The organism is Ammoniphilus soli (genome assembly GCF_040813775.1).
The window spans coordinates 14,814-37,480 of record NZ_JBEGDL010000022.1 but is presented as its reverse complement, the minus strand read 5'-3'; the positions used below and the strand labels follow the sequence as shown (position 1 = coordinate 37,480).

Genomic DNA, 22,667 nt, shown 5'->3' with positions numbered 1-22,667 from the left:
TAATACAGAGTCTACTTATTCTTCCCAGTATTGCAACGTTCTTTTATATAGCGTTTCTCGATATTGCTCCGTAGATGTTGGGAGGATTTCACCTGTGTGGTCATCTAGGACCACACCATAACGGCGGATTAAATCAAGTCTATCGATTTCTCTCGCATCGTACAATTTTTGCACTTCCGAAATATCCGTTGTCAGCCAATTTTTCCGATTGGACCTTATATATTCCCTTTCGGCTACAGTAGCTTTTTCATCGATTTCGTAAAGATCAATTTCTTTGTCTATTTCACGGATCACTACACCATAATCTTTCTTTGCCCGTTCGATGGAAACGTAGCCATCGATAACATCTTCTAAGACTTGTTCGGGCGCTCTTTCTAACGGATCCCCTAATCCACCACCACCAGCGGATGGGCGAACAAAAGAATCACCTTGTTGAACTTTCACATTCGAGAAAATGGTCCCTAAAAACTGCTCACTTTCTTTACCCGGGTTCAACCAAGCTCCATGTGGATAAGACGGAAGCCCTCCAAAGATTCCCCATGTGACTGATCTTGAACGGTCACAACAATAAGACATCACGGTCCGATCTATCTCGGTGAGAATCCCCCCCTTTTCAACTCCACAACCACCACGGTACTTCCCAGGTCCGCCGGAATCGGTAATGATGTTATGGTGTGTCGTAATGACAGGAGAAAGTCGCTCTTGCCCTTCGCATGGCTGAATGCTTAAGCCAACTCCAAACACTGGAGATAGAGCATTCGCTCCGTCTTTTTCATTTCGGCCACCATGTCCACCGGCCATCCAGTCATACCACATAAAATAATTATCGTATCCTTCTCGCTTATCCCATCCACCAATTAACAAATATTCTAGATTGAAGGAACAAGCTAGTGCCCGTTCTGGCATGACTTGTGACCAAAGTTCAAAAATAGCATTCATGATTTTCTCATATGCTCCGGAGCAGAAGCCAGAAACCGCAACCGGCCATGGGGCATTTACTACTGAGTTCTCGGGCAGATGCACCTCTAAAACTCGATAAAATCCGGAATTGAGAGGAATCTCTGGGAAGAACGTTTTGGTTCCTGCCACTACAGCCGAAAACGAGGCACCGAACCCTGCGTTTAGGAAACACCCAATGTAGTGATGAGATCCACTCAAATCATAAAGAATCTTATCATCATTAATTTCCATCTTTACCTTGATAGGAATCAAACCGTCACCTGATTGAGGATCCATATCGATAAAATCGACCGTTTCCCATGTACCATTAGGAAGATCAGTGACTTTTGACTTCGCTAATCTTTCCACATAATCCTGAACCTCTTCAAACGCTGTAAGAACAGTTTCTTTACCGTATTTTTCAATTAACTGTAATAGTTGTTTTTCTCCTACTCCAGTCGCTTCAGCTTGGGCACGCAAGTCACCCAACCGCTCCTCTGGAAGACGCATGTTAGCTGCTAAAAGGTTTGCTACATCTGCCAAGTAGACTCCCTTACTCCATAGTCTAATCGGAGGAATTCGCGTCCCTTCACCATAATGCTCTTGAGCTTGAACATCAAAGGAACCAGGGACTGATCCTCCTACATCCGCCCAATGTCCTGTGGACTGCATCAGTGCAATGAGTTCACCCTCATAGAAAACAGGACGAATAATTCCGACATCGCAAAAATGTGTTCCACCACGATAGGGATCATTAATCAGAAAGACATCTCCCGGATGAATGTCATCACCAAAATCTTCAAGAATCGCTTTAGCTTTTAAGTGTAAAGTTCCTACGTGTACTGAGATATCCTGTGTTCCCTGCATGACCGTGTTCCCTTTTGCATCACACAGTGCAGAACTGAAATCTCGATTATAAATAACGAAAGAATAACACGTTCTTAAAATCTGCTCGGAAATTTGGTCTACCAAGTTAACAAATGCATTTTTTAAAACTTCAAATGTTACCGGATCCAGTTTACTCTTATATCCCTTTGTAGTTCCTTCAAATACTTGATTCATACTATACCTCCTTCTTTACATGGGTCATAATGAGATTTTTGTATTCATCTACTTTTACGATAAAGTCTGGTGGTATTACAGTAGTGGAATCCATCTGCTCCACGATGGCTGGACCGGAAAACTCAGCTAAAGCAGGAATTTTATCACGGTTGTAGATTGGTGTTTTGATAAATCCACTACCTTCCTCAAAATATACATCTCTATATTCGGCTAAGGCATCTTCTAAAGTCCCAACAGGTTCGTACTTAGGAAGTGCCGGTTTAGGTGCCATACCGATTGCAGCCACGCGAAGACCGTGAATTTCAACCACTTGACCGCGATCAGAAAAGGCAAACTCCCTTTGATGTTCTTGATGGAATCGTTCCAAAGCTTCATCCAGGGAACGGATGGGACGACTGACAGGCACCTCTAAGGAACGCCATTGTCCCATATACCTCATTTCTAAATGGCGGATGAGATTCATATTTTCTTCCTCTATCCCTTCCGCTTCGAGCAGTTTCACCGCTTCTTCTTCTAGTTTAGCAAATTCGTTTTCTAACTCGTTACTCGATACATCTGCTACGTTAGCCAGATAAGTTTTAGAAATATCATGTCGCACATCTACCAACAAGCATCCCATCGCCGAAGTAATCCCCGGGAACGGTGGAACGATAACGGTTGGGATTTCCATTTCTTTTGCCAGATGGGCTCCATGAAGCGCGCCTGCTCCTCCGAATACAACCAATGCAAAATCACGGGGATCATAGCCGCGACGAACAGAAATTAGACGCAGAGCATCGCACATATTGGCATTTGCCACCTTAATGATGGAATTGGCAGCTTCCTCATTAGTCAAACCAAAGTATTCACCAATTTTTTCTTGGATTACTTGACGGGAAGCCTCTTTATTTAAGGTCATTTTCCCGCTTAGCAGCTTGGTATTTAGTCTGCCAAGCAATACGTTCGCATCTGTATTCGTAGGTTCAAGGCCACCCTTCATATAGCAAGCAGGACCGGGCGCGGCTCCAGCGCTTTGTGGACCATTTCGTAAGGAGCCACCTTCGTCAACCCAAGCCAAACTTCCTCCACCCGCTCCGATGGTTAGTATTTCGATGCTTGGGAATCCGATTGGATAGCCATATTCAATATACCAATCTTTGGTAACTCTTAGATCACCGTTATACATCAAGGAAATATCTGTACTTGTCCCACCCATATCCAAACCAATTGCATTCTTATATCCGCATAATTTGGCTATATAAGAACCTGCAATAGCACCTGCAGCGATACCGGAGCTCGCTAATCTAGCAGCATACTTAGAAACCGTTTCAGATGTCATTACTCCCCCACCAGAGTGGAGTAAAAGAACGTCACCCTTATATCCCTTATCTCTCATTTCCATCGTAAGATTCTGGATATAGTCATTCAATAGTGGTCCTAGAACGGCATTAACAATGGTTGTACTCATTCTTTCATGCTCAAAAATCTCTGGAAGCGTTTCACTGGATGTGCAAACATAAACTCCTGGAAGTTCCTTTTGTAAGATTTCCTTCATTTTAAGTTCATTCGTGCCATTGTTATAAGCATTTATAAAGCATATCGCAACCGATTCAACTCCGCGTTTTTTCAATATACGAGCCAGGTCCCTAGCTTTTTCTTCATCTAATGGGGTGATTACTTTTCCTTCAAAATCTACTCTTTCTTCTATTTCAAAGCGATCACGTCTTTTAATGTAAGGAGGAGCTACATCAACATAAGCGTCCCATAGTTCCAATTTTGTTCCCCGTCGAATTTCCGGAACATCTCTAAACCCTTGAGTGGTAATCAGTGCGGTTTTTGGTAAATTTCTCGTGATCAGCGCATTAAGACCAACGGTAGTACCATGTGAAAAAAAATGGATATCTTTGGTTGAAACATTGGATTGAGTAACTCCGGTCAAGATCCCTTCAGCTGGATTATGAGGTGTTGAGGATACTTTCGTTACTGAAATTTCTCTTGTTTCTTCATTAAAGATAAAAACGTCGGTAAAGGTTCCCCCTACATCAACGGCTAATTGGTATTTACTCATGTTTCACCCTCCATATTAGATATTGTAGTGATAATGACTGCATACAAAACTAACTTTATTTGGATAGATTTAAGATTAATAAATTTAAATAATCATCCGCTCCCCCCGTAATTCTAGTTGTAAACGAATCCAAATTTGTATGAGTTCGCTTGCCTTATACTAAAAGCAATTTCCGTGCCAACATTAAAGACAGGTAAGAACTTTGATAATAGTAAAAGTGTTTTAAAAAATGAAGGAATTACTTTCAAAACTGAAATAACATCTTTCTATATTGAAAGATGTCAACACAGATAATATTTGGCCACAAACCTCATGGGTTTGAGATGGTGCTTTCTTTTTTATATTATTTAAAAATGGCTTATTTTGATATTTTGTAATTTCATAAATGAAACATAAATATATTGTGTCTTCTTATCCTTTCCCCTAGATAATAAATTCAGATATATTATAAGATCGGCACTATTCTTGCAAGAAAGAGTATTGAGTGAGTAAATAACTTTTTTGCACATTAGGCATTTACTCATTCAATCTAAAGTATCGGGGTGGTGGAGCAGATTTAAATATACCTGAAATTAAATAACTATCTCTCATTAAAAAAATGTAAAGAGAAGGAGTGTTTACTATGGCTGAAATTATTATTCCAAAAGATCAAGTAAACCATGCCGAAAACTCATCCAATGAGAAGAAAGAGGACTATGCACTTGAAAAAGTACCTTCCCATTGGCGAATGAAATGGTGGAATATTACTAATGTTACCTTAGGTGTAGCTACTGCAATGGTGTTTATGCAAATGGGAAGTCTAATGGCTACGTCATTTGGTGCCATGAATGCTTTGATAGCCGAAGTCTACGCTACATTAATTGCTGGTGTACTTGGGGTTGTAATCGCTTACTACTCAGCTAAAACGGGATTAAATACCAATTTAATGGCACGCGGAGGCGGTTTTGGTTATATCGGTGCCTCAATTACTTCATTCATTTACGCCATTAATTTCATTATGTATTGCGCTATTGAGGGATCTATTATGGCTAGTGCCGTTCACGAATATGTTAAAACCGTTCCTCTATGGGCACTTATGATTTTCTTCGGACTCTCGGTTATTCCATTTAATTGGTTTGGAATGAAGCAATTGGAAAAGTTGCAAAAATGGACTTTACCCATGTTCATCGTTTTACTTGGTGCTGGTATGATTTCTGCAGCAAAAATGGAACCTGTTTATAAAGGTGCAATTTTCTCCTACCTCCCTGAAGGAGCTCAAATCGGAGGAAGTATGCTGCTGACATGTATAGGTATTATGAATGGATTAGTTGGAATCATGGCGTTGTTAATTTCCGATTACGCGCGTTTTATAAAAAAAGAAGAATTTAAGATTGGCGTCTTCGCTGTGGGATTTATTCCTCAACTAGTATGTTTTTTCATCATGGGGCTGATTGGCATTTGGTTCGGTGTTCGCTTTGAGGAGGCAAATCCCGGAGTATATTTTGTTCATGTAATCGGAATAGGCGGGGCTCTATTTACTATTCTGACACAGCTTCGTATTAACATAACCAATTTATATAGTGGATCTTTATCGCTAGCAAACTTTTTCGAACACGTCTTCAAATTTAAACCTGGCAGAACTTTTTGGGTTGCTTTTACAGCAATCGCGGCCATTGTTGCCATGCTTGCAGGAGCATTAGACTATCTGGGTCCATTGCTTACCTTTCAAGGCGTATTCTTGTTTGCATGGGCAGCCATTTTGGTTACTGATGCCATTATCGTAAAAAAAATAATGAAAATAGGCCCCTTATATTTTGAATATAGAAGCCAATACCTGTACCCTTGGAATCCAGTTGGTGTTGTCTCCCTTTTAATTGCCAGCTTAATAGGTACCATTGCTGCGTTTGGATTCATGGGTACTGTTTTGCAAAACATAGCGGCATTTTTTGCGGCTGTAATCGCATCTATTCTTACAATAATCATCTCCATAATTACTAATGGTAAATATTATGTAAAAGAAGTCGTCAATGATATTCCAGATGATGAAAAGATTGCCTAAATGAATTAAAAAAAAGAGAAACGGTGGACAAAGACAGTTCACCGTTTCTTTCTTTCTTCATACTCAACCATTACTTTAAAATATATAATCCTAGCATGATCATAGCAGGAGTCGTAGTAATCGATAGGATTACGGACAGCACCGTCATAGATGCCCCATATTCTTCATCACATGAATATAGCGAAAACAGAATGGAAGCCATTGTCATACAAGGCATCGTGGTCTGTACAACGATAACTTGTTTTAATTCGTTCGGGAGCGGGATAAAGCTCAAAATTGTTGCAATGGCTAAAGGGAAAATGAAAAGTTTTAGGACGAGTGGGATACTTATTTGTTTCATTCCTGGTAATTTTTTCGTCATCACAGAAGGAATAAGCATACCGATATACATCATAGCCAGTGGTGTTGCTAAATTCGCAAAGGATTCTGTCAGCTCTTGAACAAATGGTGGCGGTGATACATTTAGCGCAGCGAACATCATACCCGCAAATATAGATAACATCGGAATGTTTAATAAAGACTTTAAAGCTTGAGGCTGGAATGACTTATTTTGCAGCATCATTACTCCAATGCTCCAAATTGTAAAATCTATACCAGCATCAAATACTGCAGCTAATAGAGCTCCTTTAGGTCCAAACAGTTCAGCACATAAGGGGATGCCAATAAAACCTGTATTTCCTATTCCTGATAAAAGTGCGATTTCATTTGTTTTCGTCTTGGAAACATGAAAAGTACGAGCAACTACCCAACCTTCAAAAACACCAAAATAGTTTATTATTATAGAAATCACAAAAGTTAGTAGTAAAATGAGCAAAAATTGACTGTCAATTTCAGTTTGAAAAACCCCATTTAATATCATACATGGCATAGCGACATTGATGATAATATTCATTAAAAGTTGCCGCCTTTCTGTAGTAAAGGGCGTGCTTCTTGTAAGCAAGCAACCGATCACTATCATCGTTGCCATTATAACAATAGTAGATATAATCGTTGAAACGTTCAAGTTTTCCCCTCCTTCCGTATCTGGTAAAAAAACAAAAAAGCCAGCAAACTACAATACATATTGTAGTTCGACTGGCTATCTGCTTAAAAAATGTCTCGCGTTCTCACCGACATGCACAGGAGTCTGCGAAGATCAATAAACAAAGGCAGTCACTTAACTTAGTTCTAGTTCAGTTTTGATAAAGAGTTTGAGCACTACCAAATCAATCTATTTAAATTACTTTATATCCACAAAAAAATTTTGAACATTTTCCTAAGAGATCTGTGCGCTTTGTTCTCTTTCCTCTCCATGCTCATATACTTCGTGTGGCGTACGGATAAGATAATAAGAACCAAGTAACCACCAACCACCAAAGATAATCCATTCGTATGGCCATATCAATGCGGATGGCATCCCAGGCATGTATAATACGGCGAGACCAACACTTAATACAACAGCGATATAACCAACCTTATTATTTTTTCCAGCACGGAAAGGCCGGGGCATCTGCGGTTCACGTTTTCTAAGGATTAGAAACGATAGACCTACGAGAAGATAAGAAATTACAATAGCTAACCCGCCTGCATCCACCAACCAAACGAGCATTTTCCTTCCACAAAGGGGAGCCAAAATAGAAAGGGTACCAATAAAGAGAATTGCATTCGAAGGGGTTTTATACTTCGGATGAAGCCTACCTAGCCATCTTGGTAACATATGCGATTTCGCCATCGCATACAGGACGCGGCTCCCGCCAATTAAAAAAGAATTCCAACTGGTTAAAATCCCTCCCACTCCAGCAATAATTAGAATTTGAGTGGCAAATGGGCTTGAAAAAATAGCACCCATTGCATCAGCCGTAGCCAAGGTTGAGCTTGCTAGCTCTTCTTGTCCTAATCCTTTTCCTACACCGTAAATCATTCCGATGTACCAAAATACCGCCATGATGACTGATAAAATAAGAACATTCCCAATTTGTCGGTGTGGCAGATTGATCTCCTCTGCAGCTTGAGGGATGACGTCAAACCCCACAAACATAAACGGTATCATAATTAAGACAGCCATAAAGCCTGTCCAGCCGTCGATAAAAGGAGGAATTGGGGGTGTTGGTGGGGTAGCAAAAGTAGCACCGCCAACTAAACTCATTCCTACAATCGCCAGGAGAACGGTTACAATAAATTGAAATTTGGCTGCCTGTTTCACACCAAAATAGTTAAGAACGGTAATCCCGGTCGCCCCAGCCATCCCGACAGCCACCCAAGATGCATATACATCCCAGCCAGCAACCGTCCACATAAAGCCTACTTGATAATCCGGGAAGATATACTCCATTACGGTTGGCAAAGCAACAGCTTCGAAAGCAACCACTGAAATATACCCTAAAGCTATAGACCATGACCCGACAAAGGACCACTTTGAACCAAGTGCACGATGAATCCACGCATGCTCTCCTCCAGCCTTCGGCATAGCGGAGGTAAGTTCTGAATAAGTCAGGCCCACAAAGGTAACAATGACTCCCCCAAGCAGAAAAGCCAAAATGGATCCCATCACGCCTGCTGAAGATAACCAAGAACCAGTTAATACGACCCATCCCCATCCAATCATGGCTCCGAATGATAGGCAAAGGACATCAAAACGAGAAAGTACTTTCTCAAACTCAACCTTATTGCTCATTGCTTACCTCTCTTTCATCTCCTGATATTTTTGGTTTAATACTTGATAAGCACACACCCCAAGAAAAAAGAGGAGGGGAAACCCTCCTCCAATACAGAGGATAGAGTCCATGTTAAGGACATATGAGGTGTGATCAACACCCATGTAGTTGTTGAAATAGATTCAACAACTACATGGAATACTGATCTAATCAGTAGAGGATATCATCAGATATCCTCTCCCCTAGAATTACCATCCTTTCTGAACAGTAGCTACGGAGTGTTCCAAAATATCTAATCCTTCATTTAATTGTTCTTCCGTAATGACCAACGGTGGGAGAAAACGCAGTACATTTCCATTGATTCCTGCACTTAAACCAATTAAGCCATTTTTCCAACATTCTTTTACTAATTGGGTGGTAGCTTCAGAAGCTGGTGTTTTCAACTTTCGGTCTGTAACCATCTCCATGGCTACCATAGCGCCTAAGCCGCGTGTGTCCCCAATTAAGTCATACTTGTTTTTCATCTTGTTGAAACGATCCATGATTTGGCTTCCTATCATCCGGGCGCGCTCCACAAGCTTTTCTTCTTCAATAATATCCAATACGGCCAGTCCAGCTACGCATGAAACGGGACTTCCAGCGAATGTGCCCCCCAATTGACCTGCACCTGGTGCATCCATAAGTTCTTTACGGCCAGTGACTGCACTTAATGGCATTCCCGCTGCTATGGATTTAGAGGAAACCATGATATCAGCTGCCACTCCATAGTGTTCCATCGCAAATAGTTTCCCTGTACGTGCAAATCCAGTTTGAATTTCATCAGCAATAAATATAATGCCGTATTTATCGCAAATCTTTCGAATACCTTTTACAAAATTTGCAGAAGGAACAATAAATCCACCTTCTCCTTGAACAGGTTCCATAATGATAGCGGCTACATCATCCGCAGCAACCTCGCCTAGGAAAAACTCTTCGATCCGTTGCAAGTGTTCAGCATCTACTTGTTCTTGTGTCATCTCTTCCGCAGCACGATAATAGTAGGGATAAGGAATCTTATACGTATCTGGCGCAAAAGGACCAAACCCGAATTTATAAGGTCTCACCTTACTTGTAAGGGACATCGTCATAAGAGTGCGCCCATGGTAGCCACGATTAAATGACAGAACAGCTCTACGTCCAGTAGCTGCGCGAGCGATTTTTATCGCATTTTCAACAGCCTCTGCACCACTATTAACAAACATCGTTTTCTTGCGGAAATCCCCTGGTGTCTTTTCATTAAGTTTCTCCGCGAGTTCAATATAGCTTTCGTACGGAAAAACGTGAAAACACGTATGAATGGATTGGGATACCTGTTCCTGTACCGCCTTAACTACTTTAGGATGACAATGCCCAACATTCTGGATCCCTATTCCCCCTGCAAAGTCTATATACGTATTGCCATCAACATCTTTTACAAGAGCACCGGATGCCTCCTTTACATAAATAGGCGTAACATTATAAGGACCGATTGGCACTGCCTGTTCTCTACGATCATGAAGTGATTGGGATAATACTCCAGGTATGGTTGCCTGATCTTTTAAAGTTTTCATTTTCTAATCCCCTTTATGGTTAGTATAATTCCATGTTTATTTAATGCATATTTCGTGCCAACATCATGTTACGGTTTAATGGTTACGGTTTGGACGGAAGTAAAAAACTCCATGGCAGCTCTTCCTTGTTCGCGTGCTTGGGTACTAGAGGCCTTCACCCCTCCGAAAGGAGCCTGCAGTTCTACCCCAGAGCTTTCCCCGTTAACACGGATCATCCCTGCTTCCATTTGATTTAAATACTGAAACACTTCATTTAACTGATCCGTAAAAATAGAAGCACTAAGACCGTATTTCACATCATTGGCTACTTTAAAAGCATCCTCTAAGGAGTCAACTTGAATAAGGACTAAAACGGGTCCGAATATTTCTTCCTGCGCGATCCACATGTTAGGATCAATATTCTCAAACAGTGTAGGTTCAATAAAATATCCAAAGGCCCTTTCCTCTTGATTTAAAGGCTTTCCTCCTAAAACAAGGCTTCCTCCCTCGTCGATTCCTTTCTTAATAGCGTCTAGTACATTGTTAAATTGATTTTGAGATGCCACAGGACCCATATAAGTATTCGCTTGCAAGCCATCTCCAACCTTAATACTCTTCATTTTCTGTATAACCTTTTCACGAAAAGCTTCATAAACTTCTTTCACTATGATTGCTCGGCTCGTAGCTGTACACTTCTGTCCTGATGATCTCATACTTCCACTAACTGTAAGTTCTGCAGCTAAATCCAAATCAGCATGTCTGGATACAATAACAGGGTTTTTACCACCCATTTCCAATTGGTATTTGGCTCCACGTTGCAGAGCTTTCAAAGCAATCCCTTGACCTACTTGATTTGAACCCGTAAAACTGATGGCTTTCACTTCAGGATGATCCACAATGATATTTCCGACAGTAGATCCTTTTCCGCTCACCATGTTAACCACACCAGGAGGGAAACCTGCATCTTGGATACACTCCATCACCTTCGTGGCTGTTACGGTAGCTTCAAGCGCAGGTTTCATTACAACCGTATTCCCATAAATAAGAGCAGGAGCTAGCTTCCAAATTGGAATAGCAACAGGGAAATTCCATGGTGTGATCAGACCTACCACTCCCACAGGAGTACGAGTTGTAAAAAGTAGGGTATCTTCATCACTTGAAGGAATCACTTCCCCCACGGATCTCATACCTTCCGCTGCATAATAACGCAGAATGGCTACTCCTCTTAATGTTTCCCCTCTCGCTTCTGCTAATGTTTTCCCCATTTCACGGGTTAAGGTTTCTGCGATGTCATCTACTCTCTGTTCTAAGATATCAGCGGCTTTCCGCAGAAAATCTCCACGAGTTGCACCCGTTAACTTTTTCCATTGGGGAAAAGCTGATTTTGCTGCTTGTATGGCATGATCTACATCTGCTGGACCAGAAAGAGGTACATAGCCCACAATTTCTCTATAATCCGCTGGATTTACACTTGCCTCCACTTCTTGATCCAACGCATCTACCCATTGTCCATTGATCAAATTCTGGTATTTCCGAACTTCCGTTTTTACTGCCATTCCATTTCCCCCTCCTAAAATATTTGTTATGAGATTGCATAAATCTTTGCCAGTGTAGGCTCAGGAATTCTGTCTACAACTGCCTTGCCAATTTGAATGGACGCAGTTGCTGCTGGAGATGGAGCATTACACACATGGATACTATTTTTTCCGGAAATGATATGAAAATCATCTACAAGTGTTCCATCGGATTTTAGTGCTTGCGCTCGAATTCCTGCAGGGGCTGGCTCCAAATCTTCTGCTCGGATTTCAGGAATCAACTCTTGCAAACTACGTACAAAAGCAGCTTTACTAAATGAACGGATATACTCGTCCATCCCCTCTCTCCAATACTTGGATGCTATCTTCCAAAAGCCAGGGTAAGCTAATACTTCTGCAAGATCTTTTAAACTGAAATCTGTCTTTTGATATCCCTCTCGCTTAAAAGCTAACACCGCATTGGGTCCTGCTTCCACATGACCACCAATCATACGGGTGTAATGAACGCCTAAAAATGGGAAGGCCGGGTTTGGTACAGGATAGATTAAATGCTTTACAAGATAACGTTTTTCCGGCTTTAGCTCATAATATTCCCCACGAAAGGGAACGATCATCATATCAGTGTTCATGCCACCGCTTTTCGCAACCCGATCGCTGTGAAGCCCTGCACAGTTAATAATATAAGTTGCTCGAAACGAACCCCTATTGGTCTCTATTTCAACGCCGTTATTCGTTTCCGTAATTCTTTCCACACGAGTAGATAATCTTAATTCTCCGCCATTACTCTCAATAATCGATGCATAGATTTCCGAAACCTGTTTATAATTGACAATCCCTGCCATCGGTACGCGAATAGCAGCTAATCCATGGACATGAGGCTCGATGTCTCTTAATTCTTCAGGACCAATCTTTGTAATAGCCAAACCATTATCTAAGCCACGCTGAAAGAGATTATCTAACAAAGGTAGCTCTTCCTTTTTCGTTGCCACAATAACTTTTCCACACATATCGTGTTCAATCCCATATTTTTGGCAAAATTCAACCATTGATCTGCTGCCTTCGCGGGCAAATTTTGCCTTAAAACTCCCAGGCTTGTAATAGATTCCGGAGTGAATGACACCACTGTTATGTCCCGTTTGATGAACGGCCCAATGATCCTCCTTTTCTAATACAAGTATCTTTGCCTTTGGATATCGCCGGGTTAATTCCATTCCAGTAGACAACCCTACAATACCTCCACCTACAATTGCAAAATCATACATGTTGTGCCCCCTAGTCCTTAGTCATGAATTATGCCTTTGCAAACACTCCGCGTTGTCTCATGAGCTCTCTAAATAGTTCCGGATGCTTTTCAAATGCTGCTCGACCATGAAGCCAGAACGTATTATTCAACATGACGAGATCCCCTACGGGTAGCTTTAATGCATGGGTTGCCGAACTGTTCTCCATGGAATTGGAGAGTTCTTGTAAATATTTCGCATGCTCTACGGTTTCCGGACAAGCAAATTGGTCGATAAAACAGATACATGTTCCATTGTTTTGCTCAAAAAACGTCGCACGGTGAATTTTTTGTTCCACATTCTTGCTTGGTGGGGCTTTATACAAAAACTTATAACTTGCCATTGGATGTTTGCTAAACTTCTCTAACTCTTCCCAATCATCCAGGTGGAGCAGACGTGATTCTCCCCCTACCGCATTACGCTCCTGCATCTTCATCATCAATAACCAATCTGTCGGTTCGTCAACAAACGTCCCATCGGTATGAAGGGTAAATAACCGATAGGCTTGGCGCAAATAGGAATCACTGTTATCCGTATCCTTGACTGTAAACCGAGCAAAATAAGTACCAGACATCGCATCAAAGTTTGGAGTTCCAATTAAATGACTAATTGCCGTACCGAATTTCACAAAATCTTCAGGATCTGACGTTTGATTCTGAAGTCCGATGGTAAAGCCACCTGTTTCCCGATCATGCAAAATCCCCCGGATAGCCTCTACGAACGATACGCCGAGCAGGTCACGCAACTTACCTGCCATTACAAATCGCATGTATGGAACATATTCTAATCGCTGGGAGTCTTCCTTTTTGAATTCATTCAAAAAGTTATAAATGATCTCGTTACTCAACTCAATGTGGTATAAACGTTGGTGATCGGGGTGAGGGATAATCCTAAATCCTGCTTGATTTTGTACATACTTCATTTTTTCTTGAACAACACTCATTGAAATTTCCTCCTCCTAGGTATATTTAAAAATAAAAAAGCCAGTCGTATTTTAAGGCTAAACCCTAAAAATACAACTGGCTCTCATCTACTTTATCTCTCCGGTCACTCGGAGTTCAGAAGATTAATCAGTTTAAATTACGTATTCACTTTTTACGATTATAAACAGAAGCAGCACTGATCTTATATGGGATATCCATAAAGGAGTGATGTTTTTCTTGTTTATACTATTATCATAGGTTATATCTATATAATCTGTCAACTTCTTTTTATACCCATCCACGCAAACGAACAGCCTCGGCATATTTTCTCAGCCCAACCATGTACGCGGCTATTCTGGTATCGACTTTTTTAATAGATGACAGATGCATAATATTATGGAATGCCTTAACCATTTTATCCTCTAACTTTTTTTCCACTTCTTCCTCTGACCAATACCATCCTTGATTATTTTGCACCCACTCAAAATAAGATACCGTTACCCCCCCAGCATTGGCCAGAACATCTGGAACGACAAGTACCCCTCTATCATTTAAGATACGGTTTCCTTCAGGTGTGGTAGGACCATTAGCAGCTTCAACAAGAATGGAAGCCTGAATTTGATTTGCGTTAAGTTCAGTAATTTGATTTTCGATCGCAGCGGGAACCAGGACATCACATGGATAGACTAGCAATTCAGAATTGGATATAACATCCTTGAACTGATTAGTAACTAAACCAAATGAATCACGCTGATCTAGAAGTCTGGGGATCTCCAAACCATCTCCATCATAAATACCACCAAACGCATCGCTAATTCCAACCACTTTCATACCGGAATCATAGCAGATCTTTGCTAAATTGCTGCCAACATTCCCAAACCCCTGAATGATGACCTTTAAATCCTGTACCGCTTTTCCTTTAAGCTTGGCAGCTTCACGAATGGCAAAAAATACACCTAATGCTGTAGCTCTTTCTCTACCTTGGGAACCACCCAAACATATAGGTTTCCCCGTAATAAATCCCGGATTATCATTCTCATTCATTCGATTATATTCATCAAGCATCCAAGCCATAACTTGAGAACTGGTATAAACATCTGGAGCTGGAATATCTTTAGTGGGACCTACGATCTGGCTAATTGCTCGTACATACCCCCTTGCCAGGCGCTCAATCTCGAAAAAAGACATTTTTTGAGGCTCACAAACAACCCCACCCTTACCACCTCCAAATGGCAAATCAAATAATCCGCATTTAATGGACATCCAAATGGATAGTGCCTTAACCTCATCTTCCGTCACAGCGGGATGAAACCGAATTCCCCCTTTCGTTGGTCCAATCGCATCATTATGCTGGGAGCGATAACCCGTAAAAACTTTAACCTTCCCATCGTCCATACGAACAGGAATTTGAACCGTAAGCACTCGAACCGGAGATTTTAGTAGTTCGTAGGTAGCCTCATCATAATGTAATTGAGCTAGCGCTTCTCTTACAATTTCTTGGGTTGATTCAAGTAGCGTTGGGGCTTGGCTTGTTTTATCCATAACGACGGACGTTTTCATATGATTCTTCCCTTCTGACTGTTTTGATTAATAAAATCAAGCCAGTTCAACATGTTCAAATTGATGTTAAACTGGCAGTAAATTAGCGATAGAAAAAATACTTATTCTACAACATCTTCCACACTGTCATCACCATATGTTTCAATCATTTTTTCACGGCAATCCAGACATTCACAGCGATTTCTTTCCCATATTGCCAATTCCTGATGGCAAGAGATACACTTATCTATTAAATCCATTGTCATATTTTACTCCCCCATTCATATTAGATATTTGAAAAGACTCCACGCTGTCTCATCAGCTCTCGATATAAGTCTGGATGTTTTTCAAATGCTGCTCTGCCATGAAGCCAAAATGTATTATTCAACATGACTAGATCCCCTACTGGTAGCTTTAATGCATGAGTCGATGCGCTTTTTTCCATAGACAGAGACAGCTCTTGCAAGTATTTTGCCTGCTCTACGGTTTCCGGACAGACAAACTGGTCAATGAAGCAGATACACGTTTCATTGTTTTGCTCAAAAAACGTGGCACGATGGACTTTTTGTTCCACATTTTTGCTAGGAGGTGCTTTATACAAAAATTTAAAACTCCCAAGTGGGTGCTTACTATATTTCTCGAGATCTTCCCAGTCATCCAAGTGTAGGAGTCGGGACTCTCCCCCTACCGCATTTCGCTCTTCCATCTTCATCATCAAAAGCCAACCCGTTGGTTCATCCACAAACGTCCCATCGGTATGAAGGGTAAATTGGCGATAGGCTTGACGTAGGTACGAATCACTCTGATCCGTATCTTTTACTGTGAATCGGGCATAATACGTACCTGACATGGCATCAAAGTTTGGCATTCCAATTAAATGGCTGATAGCTGTAGCAAACTTTACGAAATCTTGAGGATCTGTCGTTTGATCCTGAAGCCCAATCGTAAACCCGCCTGTTTGCCGGTCATGTAAAATTCCACGAATCGCTTCAACAAACGAGGTTCCTAGTAATTCACGAAGCTTGCCCGCCATAACAAAACGTATATACGGAACATATTCTAATCGCTGGGAATCTTCCTTCTTGAACTCACTCAAGAATTCACCTATCAATTCATTACTTAACTGAATATAGTACAGCCGATGGTGATCTGGATGGGGAAAAATCTTATATCCTGTTTTCTTCTGTACATACTTCATATTTGCCACGGCAATACTCATTAAAAGCCCCTCCTAAAGTATAATGAATCTCTGCCCTCAAATAGCTAAAAAAGCCAGTCATATTATCCGGATAAATCCGATTAATATAACTGGCTTCGATCTACTTTTTCTCTCCGATCTCTCGGAGTTCAGAAGATTCCTCAGTTTTTTAACTATAGAGTTTAAAGAGTTTATTCACCGCACTTGAAAGAGGTTATCTTTCTTGGAGTGAACCCTAACTATTCCTAATAATTAAAATATACACTCCTTTAAACCTCGTGTCAATAGTGTTTTTAGCGTATGTTGAGTTGTTCAAACTGAACGTATAAGTCTCTTAATGCTGCTGTTAACGCATTTACTGCTCTACCTTTATAATGCGTTTGTAGAATCTGAAGAGGTTCATCAATTCCATCTTTTAAACTTATCCCCTTTAATAACTCCCCTACATACATTCTTCCGTGTTCAGTAGCAAGAGTGCATGAAGCTTCAATGATAACGCCATATTTCTTATCTAGCTCTACCGTAATGGTAAGAGTATCAAAGACACTTTTAGCTGCCATCCCCTGAGGAAGACGTGCGTGGCCTGCAATAAATACAGTATGAGTTAGTGCCATCCTATACACTCCTTTGTTTGGTTCTCTGATCTCTATTCCAAGCTAATACCTAGTTTTACCAAAATCTATACATTTCATTATACTATAAGAACCAATCCAAATACTACCAACCCCGTTCGGACATTCGTTGGTTCTGTAGTAATGTAGAGAGTTCGATTCCTTTCATAGGTGTACCTAATTTTTTTGACAATTGGGCAATCAATTCGAAATCCTCAGGATATGTGGTCGCCTCAACGATCGCTTTAGCAAATCTTTCTGGGTGCTCGGATTTAAAGATCCCAGACCCCACAAAAACACCATCAGATCCTAAATGCATCATCAGGGCGGCGTCTGCAGGGGTCGATACTCCTCCGGCAGCAAAGTTAACAACAGGTAGTTTTCCATTAGTATGAACAAATTCGAGGAGCTCAAATGGAGCTGCTAAGTTTTTAGCCTCGGCCATCAGTTCATCATAAGACAAGTTTTCTATCTTTCGAATTTGACTTTGTATCATACGCTGGTGGCGAACGGCTTCCACAATATTCCCTGTTCCCGGCTCCCCTTTTGTCCGAATCATAGATGCCCCTTCCCCAATCCGTCGAAGGGCTTCACCAAGATCACGTGCACCACATACAAAGGGAACCGTAAATTCTTTCTTATTAATATGAAACAATTCATCAGCAGGAGTAAGAACTTCACTCTCATCAATGTAATCCACACCTAAAGCTTCAAGTATTTTTGCCTCAACGATATGACCGATACGAGCCTTTGCCATGACCGGAACAGAAACGCTTTTCATCACTTCTTCAATAATGGTTGGGTCTGCCATTCTAGCCACGCCACCTGAAGCACGGATATCAGCGGGTACTCGCTCTAAAGCCATTACCGCAACTGCCCCGGCGGATTCCGCTATTCTTGCTTGTTCAGAGTTAATTACATCCATAATTACGCCGCCTTTTTGCATTTCCGCCATTCCTCTTTTGACACGCATTGTACCTTGTGTATTCATCTTAATAATCTCCTTCACGAATTAATTTACAAATAATTGTAAGTTTTGCTTCATTATAAAATAAGAAAAAATGGGGAGCAGCGAATTATACTCCCCTATATAACTGAGAGAGATGCTAGAAAAGTAGTATTTCAAACACTCCAAATACTCTCCTAGGATTAATTCTAGGCATGTATTTGCAACCTTTGAAATTAAACAAAAAAGCCAGTAATATGATAATTAGTATCATATTACTGGCTTCTATCTTTTTTTTCTCTAGTTTCTTAGAGTGAAGAAGATTAGGCAGTATTCTATACATTTATTTACTTTTAATTATTAAACAGTTTCTTTTTCACCGTTCATGAAAGAGCTATCTTCCTAGAGGTGAAGATTATAGGGCTATTATACTTGATATGGTTACATTGTCAATATAGATTTTATTTTCCATAACAATTATAAACTCAATTAACACCGTTACAAAATAGAGGTTTTGTTACGGTATATAATTTCATTAATATCGCATTTTGTGTAATTTTAACCGGAGGTTTTTTATGAAAGATTATGTATATGATCGGTTAATTCAAAAATTGATGAAAAAGTATCCAGCTTTCCCTTCTACGTTCAAGAATTTATTCAACATAAATTAGGGAAATCTTCTCCCCAATTGATTCATGAATATCTCTATGATTACCGAACGTTCTTTGAATGGCTACTAACAAAGCATGCGTACAAAACAATTCAAGAAATCCCACTTCTGATATTGGAAAAGTTACAAATCAAAGATATTACGGAGTTTGAAAACTACCTGTGAATTCGACTTCGCAATGCTTACTTAACTGTGAATCGCAAGCTTTCCTCTCTGAAAAGTTCTCTTCCACTACCTTTCTCAGATTACGGAAGACAAAAATCTCTACCCTTACCTGAAAAGGAATGTCATGGCTAAAGTGGAGCTCGCTTCTGTACGGGTATCGGTTTCCAAAAAAGCCGAAAAAATAGAAAGCCAATCTTCGAACGACCGATTCGAAAGATGAATTTGTGGACTTCATCCAATTTGTAGCCGAAGGATACCCGAAAATCTATGAGGAGCAACTCACTGGCGATACAAAAAAAGACCGCGGAGCGAGGAGGATGATCCAGTTTCACCGAATGAACAAAGAACGAGATGTGGCCATCCTCTCCCTTTTTCTCGGATCCGGTCTTCGTATTTCGGAACTGGTGAATTTGGATGTCGATGATGTGAATAAATTCAACCGAACTCTGAATGTTCTCCGTAAAGGGAATAAAGAAGATATTGTGGATTTCGATGGAGCGTTAATTAACTTAGAAGAGTACTTAGAAGTTCGAAGCGAACAATATGAACTTTCCTCTAATGTAAAACCTCTATTCGTTCCGTCCAAGGTCGGCCGCAAAGGAACGGGAAGGATGACGGTGAATTCACGATTTTTTCGAAAATGCAGCTACTCCTAAAAGCAACAGCGGAAAAAAAAGTCCAAATGTCAGGGAATAGTGAAACAATATTTCCTTATTAAACGTTTTAAGATAGACTACATTTGGGCTTTGCACAAGGGTAAAGACAACCAGAATCATTCCTAAAGGGAAAGTTAAAAAACGGTAGTCTTTTAGTTTCAGCGTTTGGGCAAGACTTAATGCTGTTGAATAGAAAAAAAGGGTTAATTTGAAAAAGATGGTCAAAAACCAAATGCCAGCCATTATTGCTTCGATCCGTGTTAAGAAGTTAGCCACGTTAATTTTTTTTGCTAACACATAGCTGGGGTAGGTTTGTCGTGCCGTCATATCAGCACCAATGACTAGTACTGTTAAAAGCGAAATAATGGTTAATATTATCCCCCCCATAAGAGCTCCTTCCCAAAGGGCTTTCCCTGCTTTTTTTGTCCGATTAATATATGGAACGATCATTAAAAAAACAACAAGTTCCAAAAACGTAGAACCAACATATGGAACCGCAGCCCGCAGTACAGGTTTTATCCCTTCTTCTAACATAGGTTGTATGTTCTCCATTTTGATTTGTGGGAAGAGGGACACGGCCAAAACAAGAAAAAGAAAGATGACCCAGGGAAAGAAAATTTCTGCTGCACGGGACAATGGTTCTAGTCCAAGCCTTGCCCCCATGATGACAATGCCTAAAAAAATAATAAGGATAGCCTGGATTGGGGTTTCCGGCATCACTTGCGTCGTCATAAAATCCCCTATCGTTCTGAGAGTGAGTGCAGTATTCACAAAGAAATAGGTACAAAATAGAAGAGAAATCGTTTTTCCCAGCCATTTCCCCAAAATTTCTTCACTGTACTCGACTAAGGACATATCAGGAAATCGGCTTCCTAGAGCGCTGTACAAAGGTATAACTAACACCCCTATTCCCAGCGCTAGTATAGCCGCAATCCAAGCATCCTGTTTGGCCTCGGAAGCAAGAATGGATGGAATGATTAAAATGATACCGCCAATGGTAAAGAGACAAACTAATATCGTAAATTGCCGTACGCCAATTTTGCCGTTCTCTAACATCCTCTTTACCGTTCCTTTCCTTTTATTTTAACAAACCGAATAGTAAATCATTCATGGGTTTATAAAAGGCAGCAATCCAATCCAGGGGGTTCGGAAGATCGGCTTGCAGCCCCTTCGCAATGCTTAACCCCGTCCCAAAGAGGAGCAGGATGGAAAATGTCCATAGTTCCTTTTTGAACCCTTTTTTCAAAAGGTGGGGAACCTCAATCATGATGATCGCAAGAGCTACCAGTATGATTCCTACACTTGTCTCCATATTGTTTACTCCTTTAATTCTTCCAGGAAGGATTCACCCACTGTCCCTATGCGCCGGATCTTTACATCTGCCTTTACCTGTACCGGCAGATCAACCAATTCCTGATCCCATCTTTCTTAATTTTTTTCCAAGCCTTAGGATCTGCTCGGTGGATGGCTTCACCAAAACCAAAGATATCGATTTTTAATTTTTTAGCTTTTTTCACTGAAGATTCACATTGACCTTTTATGGCTTTTTCAACTTCTGTTTCCAAATCATAAATCGTTTGAGATTTGGAAAGATCAATATGACAGGCTACTTCCGCGACATCGGCTTCCGTTCGAATCATAACATCCACTTTTGGTTTTCCGTTCGCTACTTTCCCCTTCACCTTTGTTTCCGATCGAATGACCTCAACACCTAATTTCCCGCCTTTCAGACAAGGGACTTCAATAACCGTGCTGTCCAATTTGTCTGTGAAGTTGCTGTATCCTTTACTTTCTTGCTCGTTTAGCCAGCCTACCAGTTTATCTTTTTTAAATATCGCAATACCTGAATATTGCAATTGAGCAGGAGAATCAATCCTTTCTACATTCTCCTTTCTTTCGCCTGTTTTTTGCTCGCCCTTCACTTTGATTCCCGTTAACACCGGGCCTTTCACTTCACTGACCAAGTCGGATATCAGCTTATCTAATGTGATGGACACAGTTGGTGCCCAAGCTTTTTCCGATGTTTCGAGGGAATTGAACATTTTAGTGGCTGGTAATTTTTCCAACGACGCTAAGATCTTCAATACATTTTCGGCGCTTGTCTCCTTCGCTACAACAAGATAAAAATCCGATCGAAGTTCCTGGTCTCTCGATAGAAAATCCAAAGTTTTGCTGATTCCTTCCTTTGCCAATTCTTCACCGATGACGGCTATCCGAAGATGAGAAAAATAGATCTTTCGAGGGGCAACCGCATTCATTCTTCTAATCGCCTCTAACACAGTATTTCCGGTCTCTTGATACATCACGACCGGTGTACGTCCACTGGTGCCTTTTCTTGTAGCTACTTCTCCTGGATCAGCCACTTGAACGGAGATCCGATATTGCTCCCCGGATTTATCGATCCCTATACCTACCGCGATCGCGAGATCGTTCAATTCCCGGCGGCTCCAACAACCCAGAAATGAAAGTAAGTAAAAGGATGAAATGGAACAACAGAACCCACTTTCTGTCCATAAGTCAAACTCCTTTCCGTTCCTTCTATATTTATTTTCGCGGCTCGGGTTTCGGGGTCAGAGGATTTTGCTCTCGAATCACGTTTTTCTGGCTGATCAAACGGGGACGGGAAAACATTCCCCAATGAGGCAAACGAAAAATCGTATCCTTTTGATCAGCAAGGATAAAGGGAGCAAAAGGAGTCATATAGGGAACGCCGAAAGAACGATCGCAATTAAGCCGACGATAGTACCAAATAACCCAAAGGAAGCGGCCATCCCCATCAAGAGAAAACGCAAAATTCTTACGGAAATCGACATATTAAAAGATGGAAAAACGAAACTCGAAATCGCCGTGATGGATT

18 protein-coding genes and 1 pseudogene are annotated in these 22,667 nt (G+C 40.9%); 2 read left to right on the top strand and 17 right to left on the bottom strand.

Translation table 11 applies throughout. The features are described 5' to 3' along the window. Positions 1 to 15 precede the first annotated feature (15 nt). Both ABLT31_RS27540 and ABLT31_RS27535 read right to left on the bottom strand, forming a co-directional pair. Complete coding sequence (locus ABLT31_RS27540) at positions 16 to 2,001, bottom strand: hydantoinase B/oxoprolinase family protein (protein WP_367757912.1); 1,986 nt, start codon at positions 1,999 to 2,001, stop codon at positions 16 to 18. Position 2,002: 1 nt separating this feature from the next. Next, positions 2,003 to 4,048, bottom strand: coding sequence for a hydantoinase/oxoprolinase family protein (locus ABLT31_RS27535; protein ID WP_367757910.1), 2,046 nt, complete (start codon positions 4,046 to 4,048; stop codon positions 2,003 to 2,005). 622 nt (positions 4,049 to 4,670) lie between these two features. Here ABLT31_RS27535 and ABLT31_RS27530 point away from each other — a divergent pair. Then, positions 4,671 to 6,086, top strand: a complete 1,416-nt coding sequence (locus tag ABLT31_RS27530; protein WP_367757908.1) for a purine-cytosine permease family protein — start codon at positions 4,671 to 4,673, stop codon at positions 6,084 to 6,086. A gap of 70 nt (positions 6,087 to 6,156) precedes the next feature. Here ABLT31_RS27530 and ABLT31_RS27525 read toward each other — a convergent pair whose 3' ends face one another. The 11 genes from ABLT31_RS27525 to pdxS form a co-directional block, all read right to left on the bottom strand. Further along, positions 6,157 to 7,089: an AEC family transporter gene (locus ABLT31_RS27525; RefSeq protein WP_367757906.1), complete on the bottom strand. Its 933-nt coding sequence runs from the start codon at positions 7,087 to 7,089 to the stop codon at positions 6,157 to 6,159. 252 nt (positions 7,090 to 7,341) lie between these two features. Continuing rightward, complete coding sequence (locus tag ABLT31_RS27520; RefSeq protein ID WP_367757904.1) at positions 7,342 to 8,739, bottom strand: APC family permease; 1,398 nt, start codon at positions 8,737 to 8,739, stop codon at positions 7,342 to 7,344. Positions 8,740 to 8,967: 228 nt separating this feature from the next. Beyond that, on the bottom strand, positions 8,968 to 10,308 hold the full coding sequence (gene gabT / locus ABLT31_RS27515) for a 4-aminobutyrate--2-oxoglutarate transaminase (protein WP_367757902.1): 1,341 nt from the start codon (positions 10,306 to 10,308) through the stop codon (positions 8,968 to 8,970). Between the two features lie 68 nt (positions 10,309 to 10,376). Next, positions 10,377 to 11,843, bottom strand: a complete 1,467-nt coding sequence (gene gucD, locus ABLT31_RS27510; protein ID WP_367757900.1) for an alpha-ketoglutaric semialdehyde dehydrogenase GucD — start codon at positions 11,841 to 11,843, stop codon at positions 10,377 to 10,379. A gap of 26 nt (positions 11,844 to 11,869) precedes the next feature. Beyond that, positions 11,870 to 13,084 (bottom strand): L-2-hydroxyglutarate oxidase, encoded by a 1,215-nt coding sequence (gene lhgO / locus ABLT31_RS27505; RefSeq protein WP_367757897.1) that lies wholly within the window; start codon positions 13,082 to 13,084, stop codon positions 11,870 to 11,872. 28 nt (positions 13,085 to 13,112) lie between these two features. Further along, positions 13,113 to 14,045 (bottom strand): glutarate dioxygenase GlaH, encoded by a 933-nt coding sequence (gene glaH / locus ABLT31_RS27500; protein ID WP_367757895.1) that lies wholly within the window; start codon positions 14,043 to 14,045, stop codon positions 13,113 to 13,115. A gap of 268 nt (positions 14,046 to 14,313) precedes the next feature. Then, positions 14,314 to 15,585: a Glu/Leu/Phe/Val family dehydrogenase gene (locus tag ABLT31_RS27495; protein ID WP_367757893.1), complete on the bottom strand. Its 1,272-nt coding sequence runs from the start codon at positions 15,583 to 15,585 to the stop codon at positions 14,314 to 14,316. Between the two features lie 101 nt (positions 15,586 to 15,686). Then, a complete protein-coding gene (locus ABLT31_RS27490) occupies positions 15,687 to 15,830 on the bottom strand; it encodes a hypothetical protein (protein ID WP_367757891.1) in 144 nt (47 codons plus the stop codon). A 20-nt stretch (positions 15,831 to 15,850) separates the two neighbouring features. Next, entirely contained in the window at positions 15,851 to 16,783 is a 933-nt protein-coding gene (gene glaH / locus ABLT31_RS27485; RefSeq protein ID WP_367757889.1) for a glutarate dioxygenase GlaH, read from the bottom strand. 272 nt (positions 16,784 to 17,055) lie between these two features. After that, positions 17,056 to 17,376 (bottom strand): DUF3870 domain-containing protein, encoded by a 321-nt coding sequence (locus ABLT31_RS27480; protein WP_367757887.1) that lies wholly within the window; start codon positions 17,374 to 17,376, stop codon positions 17,056 to 17,058. A gap of 103 nt (positions 17,377 to 17,479) precedes the next feature. Then, on the bottom strand, positions 17,480 to 18,364 hold the full coding sequence (gene pdxS / locus ABLT31_RS27475; RefSeq protein WP_367757885.1) for a pyridoxal 5'-phosphate synthase lyase subunit PdxS: 885 nt from the start codon (positions 18,362 to 18,364) through the stop codon (positions 17,480 to 17,482). Positions 18,365 to 19,378: 1,014 nt separating this feature from the next. Here pdxS and ABLT31_RS27470 point away from each other — a divergent pair. After that, the gene (locus ABLT31_RS27470; protein ID WP_367757883.1) at positions 19,379 to 19,810 is read left to right on the top strand and encodes a tyrosine-type recombinase/integrase; all 432 of its coding nucleotides are present in this window, start codon (positions 19,379 to 19,381) and stop codon (positions 19,808 to 19,810) included. On the opposite strand, the gene ABLT31_RS27465 is transcribed toward ABLT31_RS27470, so the two are convergent. The 4 genes and pseudogenes from ABLT31_RS27465 to ABLT31_RS27450 form a co-directional block, all read right to left on the bottom strand. Beyond that, positions 19,778 to 20,866, bottom strand: coding sequence for a GerAB/ArcD/ProY family transporter (locus ABLT31_RS27465; protein WP_367757881.1), 1,089 nt, complete (start codon positions 20,864 to 20,866; stop codon positions 19,778 to 19,780). The genes ABLT31_RS27470 and ABLT31_RS27465 overlap by 33 nt on opposite strands. A gap of 22 nt (positions 20,867 to 20,888) precedes the next feature. Then, positions 20,889 to 21,122, bottom strand: coding sequence for a hypothetical protein (locus ABLT31_RS27460; protein ID WP_367757879.1), 234 nt, complete (start codon positions 21,120 to 21,122; stop codon positions 20,889 to 20,891). A gap of 73 nt (positions 21,123 to 21,195) precedes the next feature. Next, the gene (locus ABLT31_RS27455) at positions 21,196 to 22,245 is read right to left on the bottom strand and encodes a Ger(x)C family spore germination protein (RefSeq protein WP_367757877.1); all 1,050 of its coding nucleotides are present in this window, start codon (positions 22,243 to 22,245) and stop codon (positions 21,196 to 21,198) included. Between the two features lie 109 nt (positions 22,246 to 22,354). Further along, a pseudogene (locus ABLT31_RS27450) lies at positions 22,355 to 22,623 on the bottom strand (spore germination protein). Between the last annotated feature and the right edge of the window lie 44 nt (positions 22,624 to 22,667).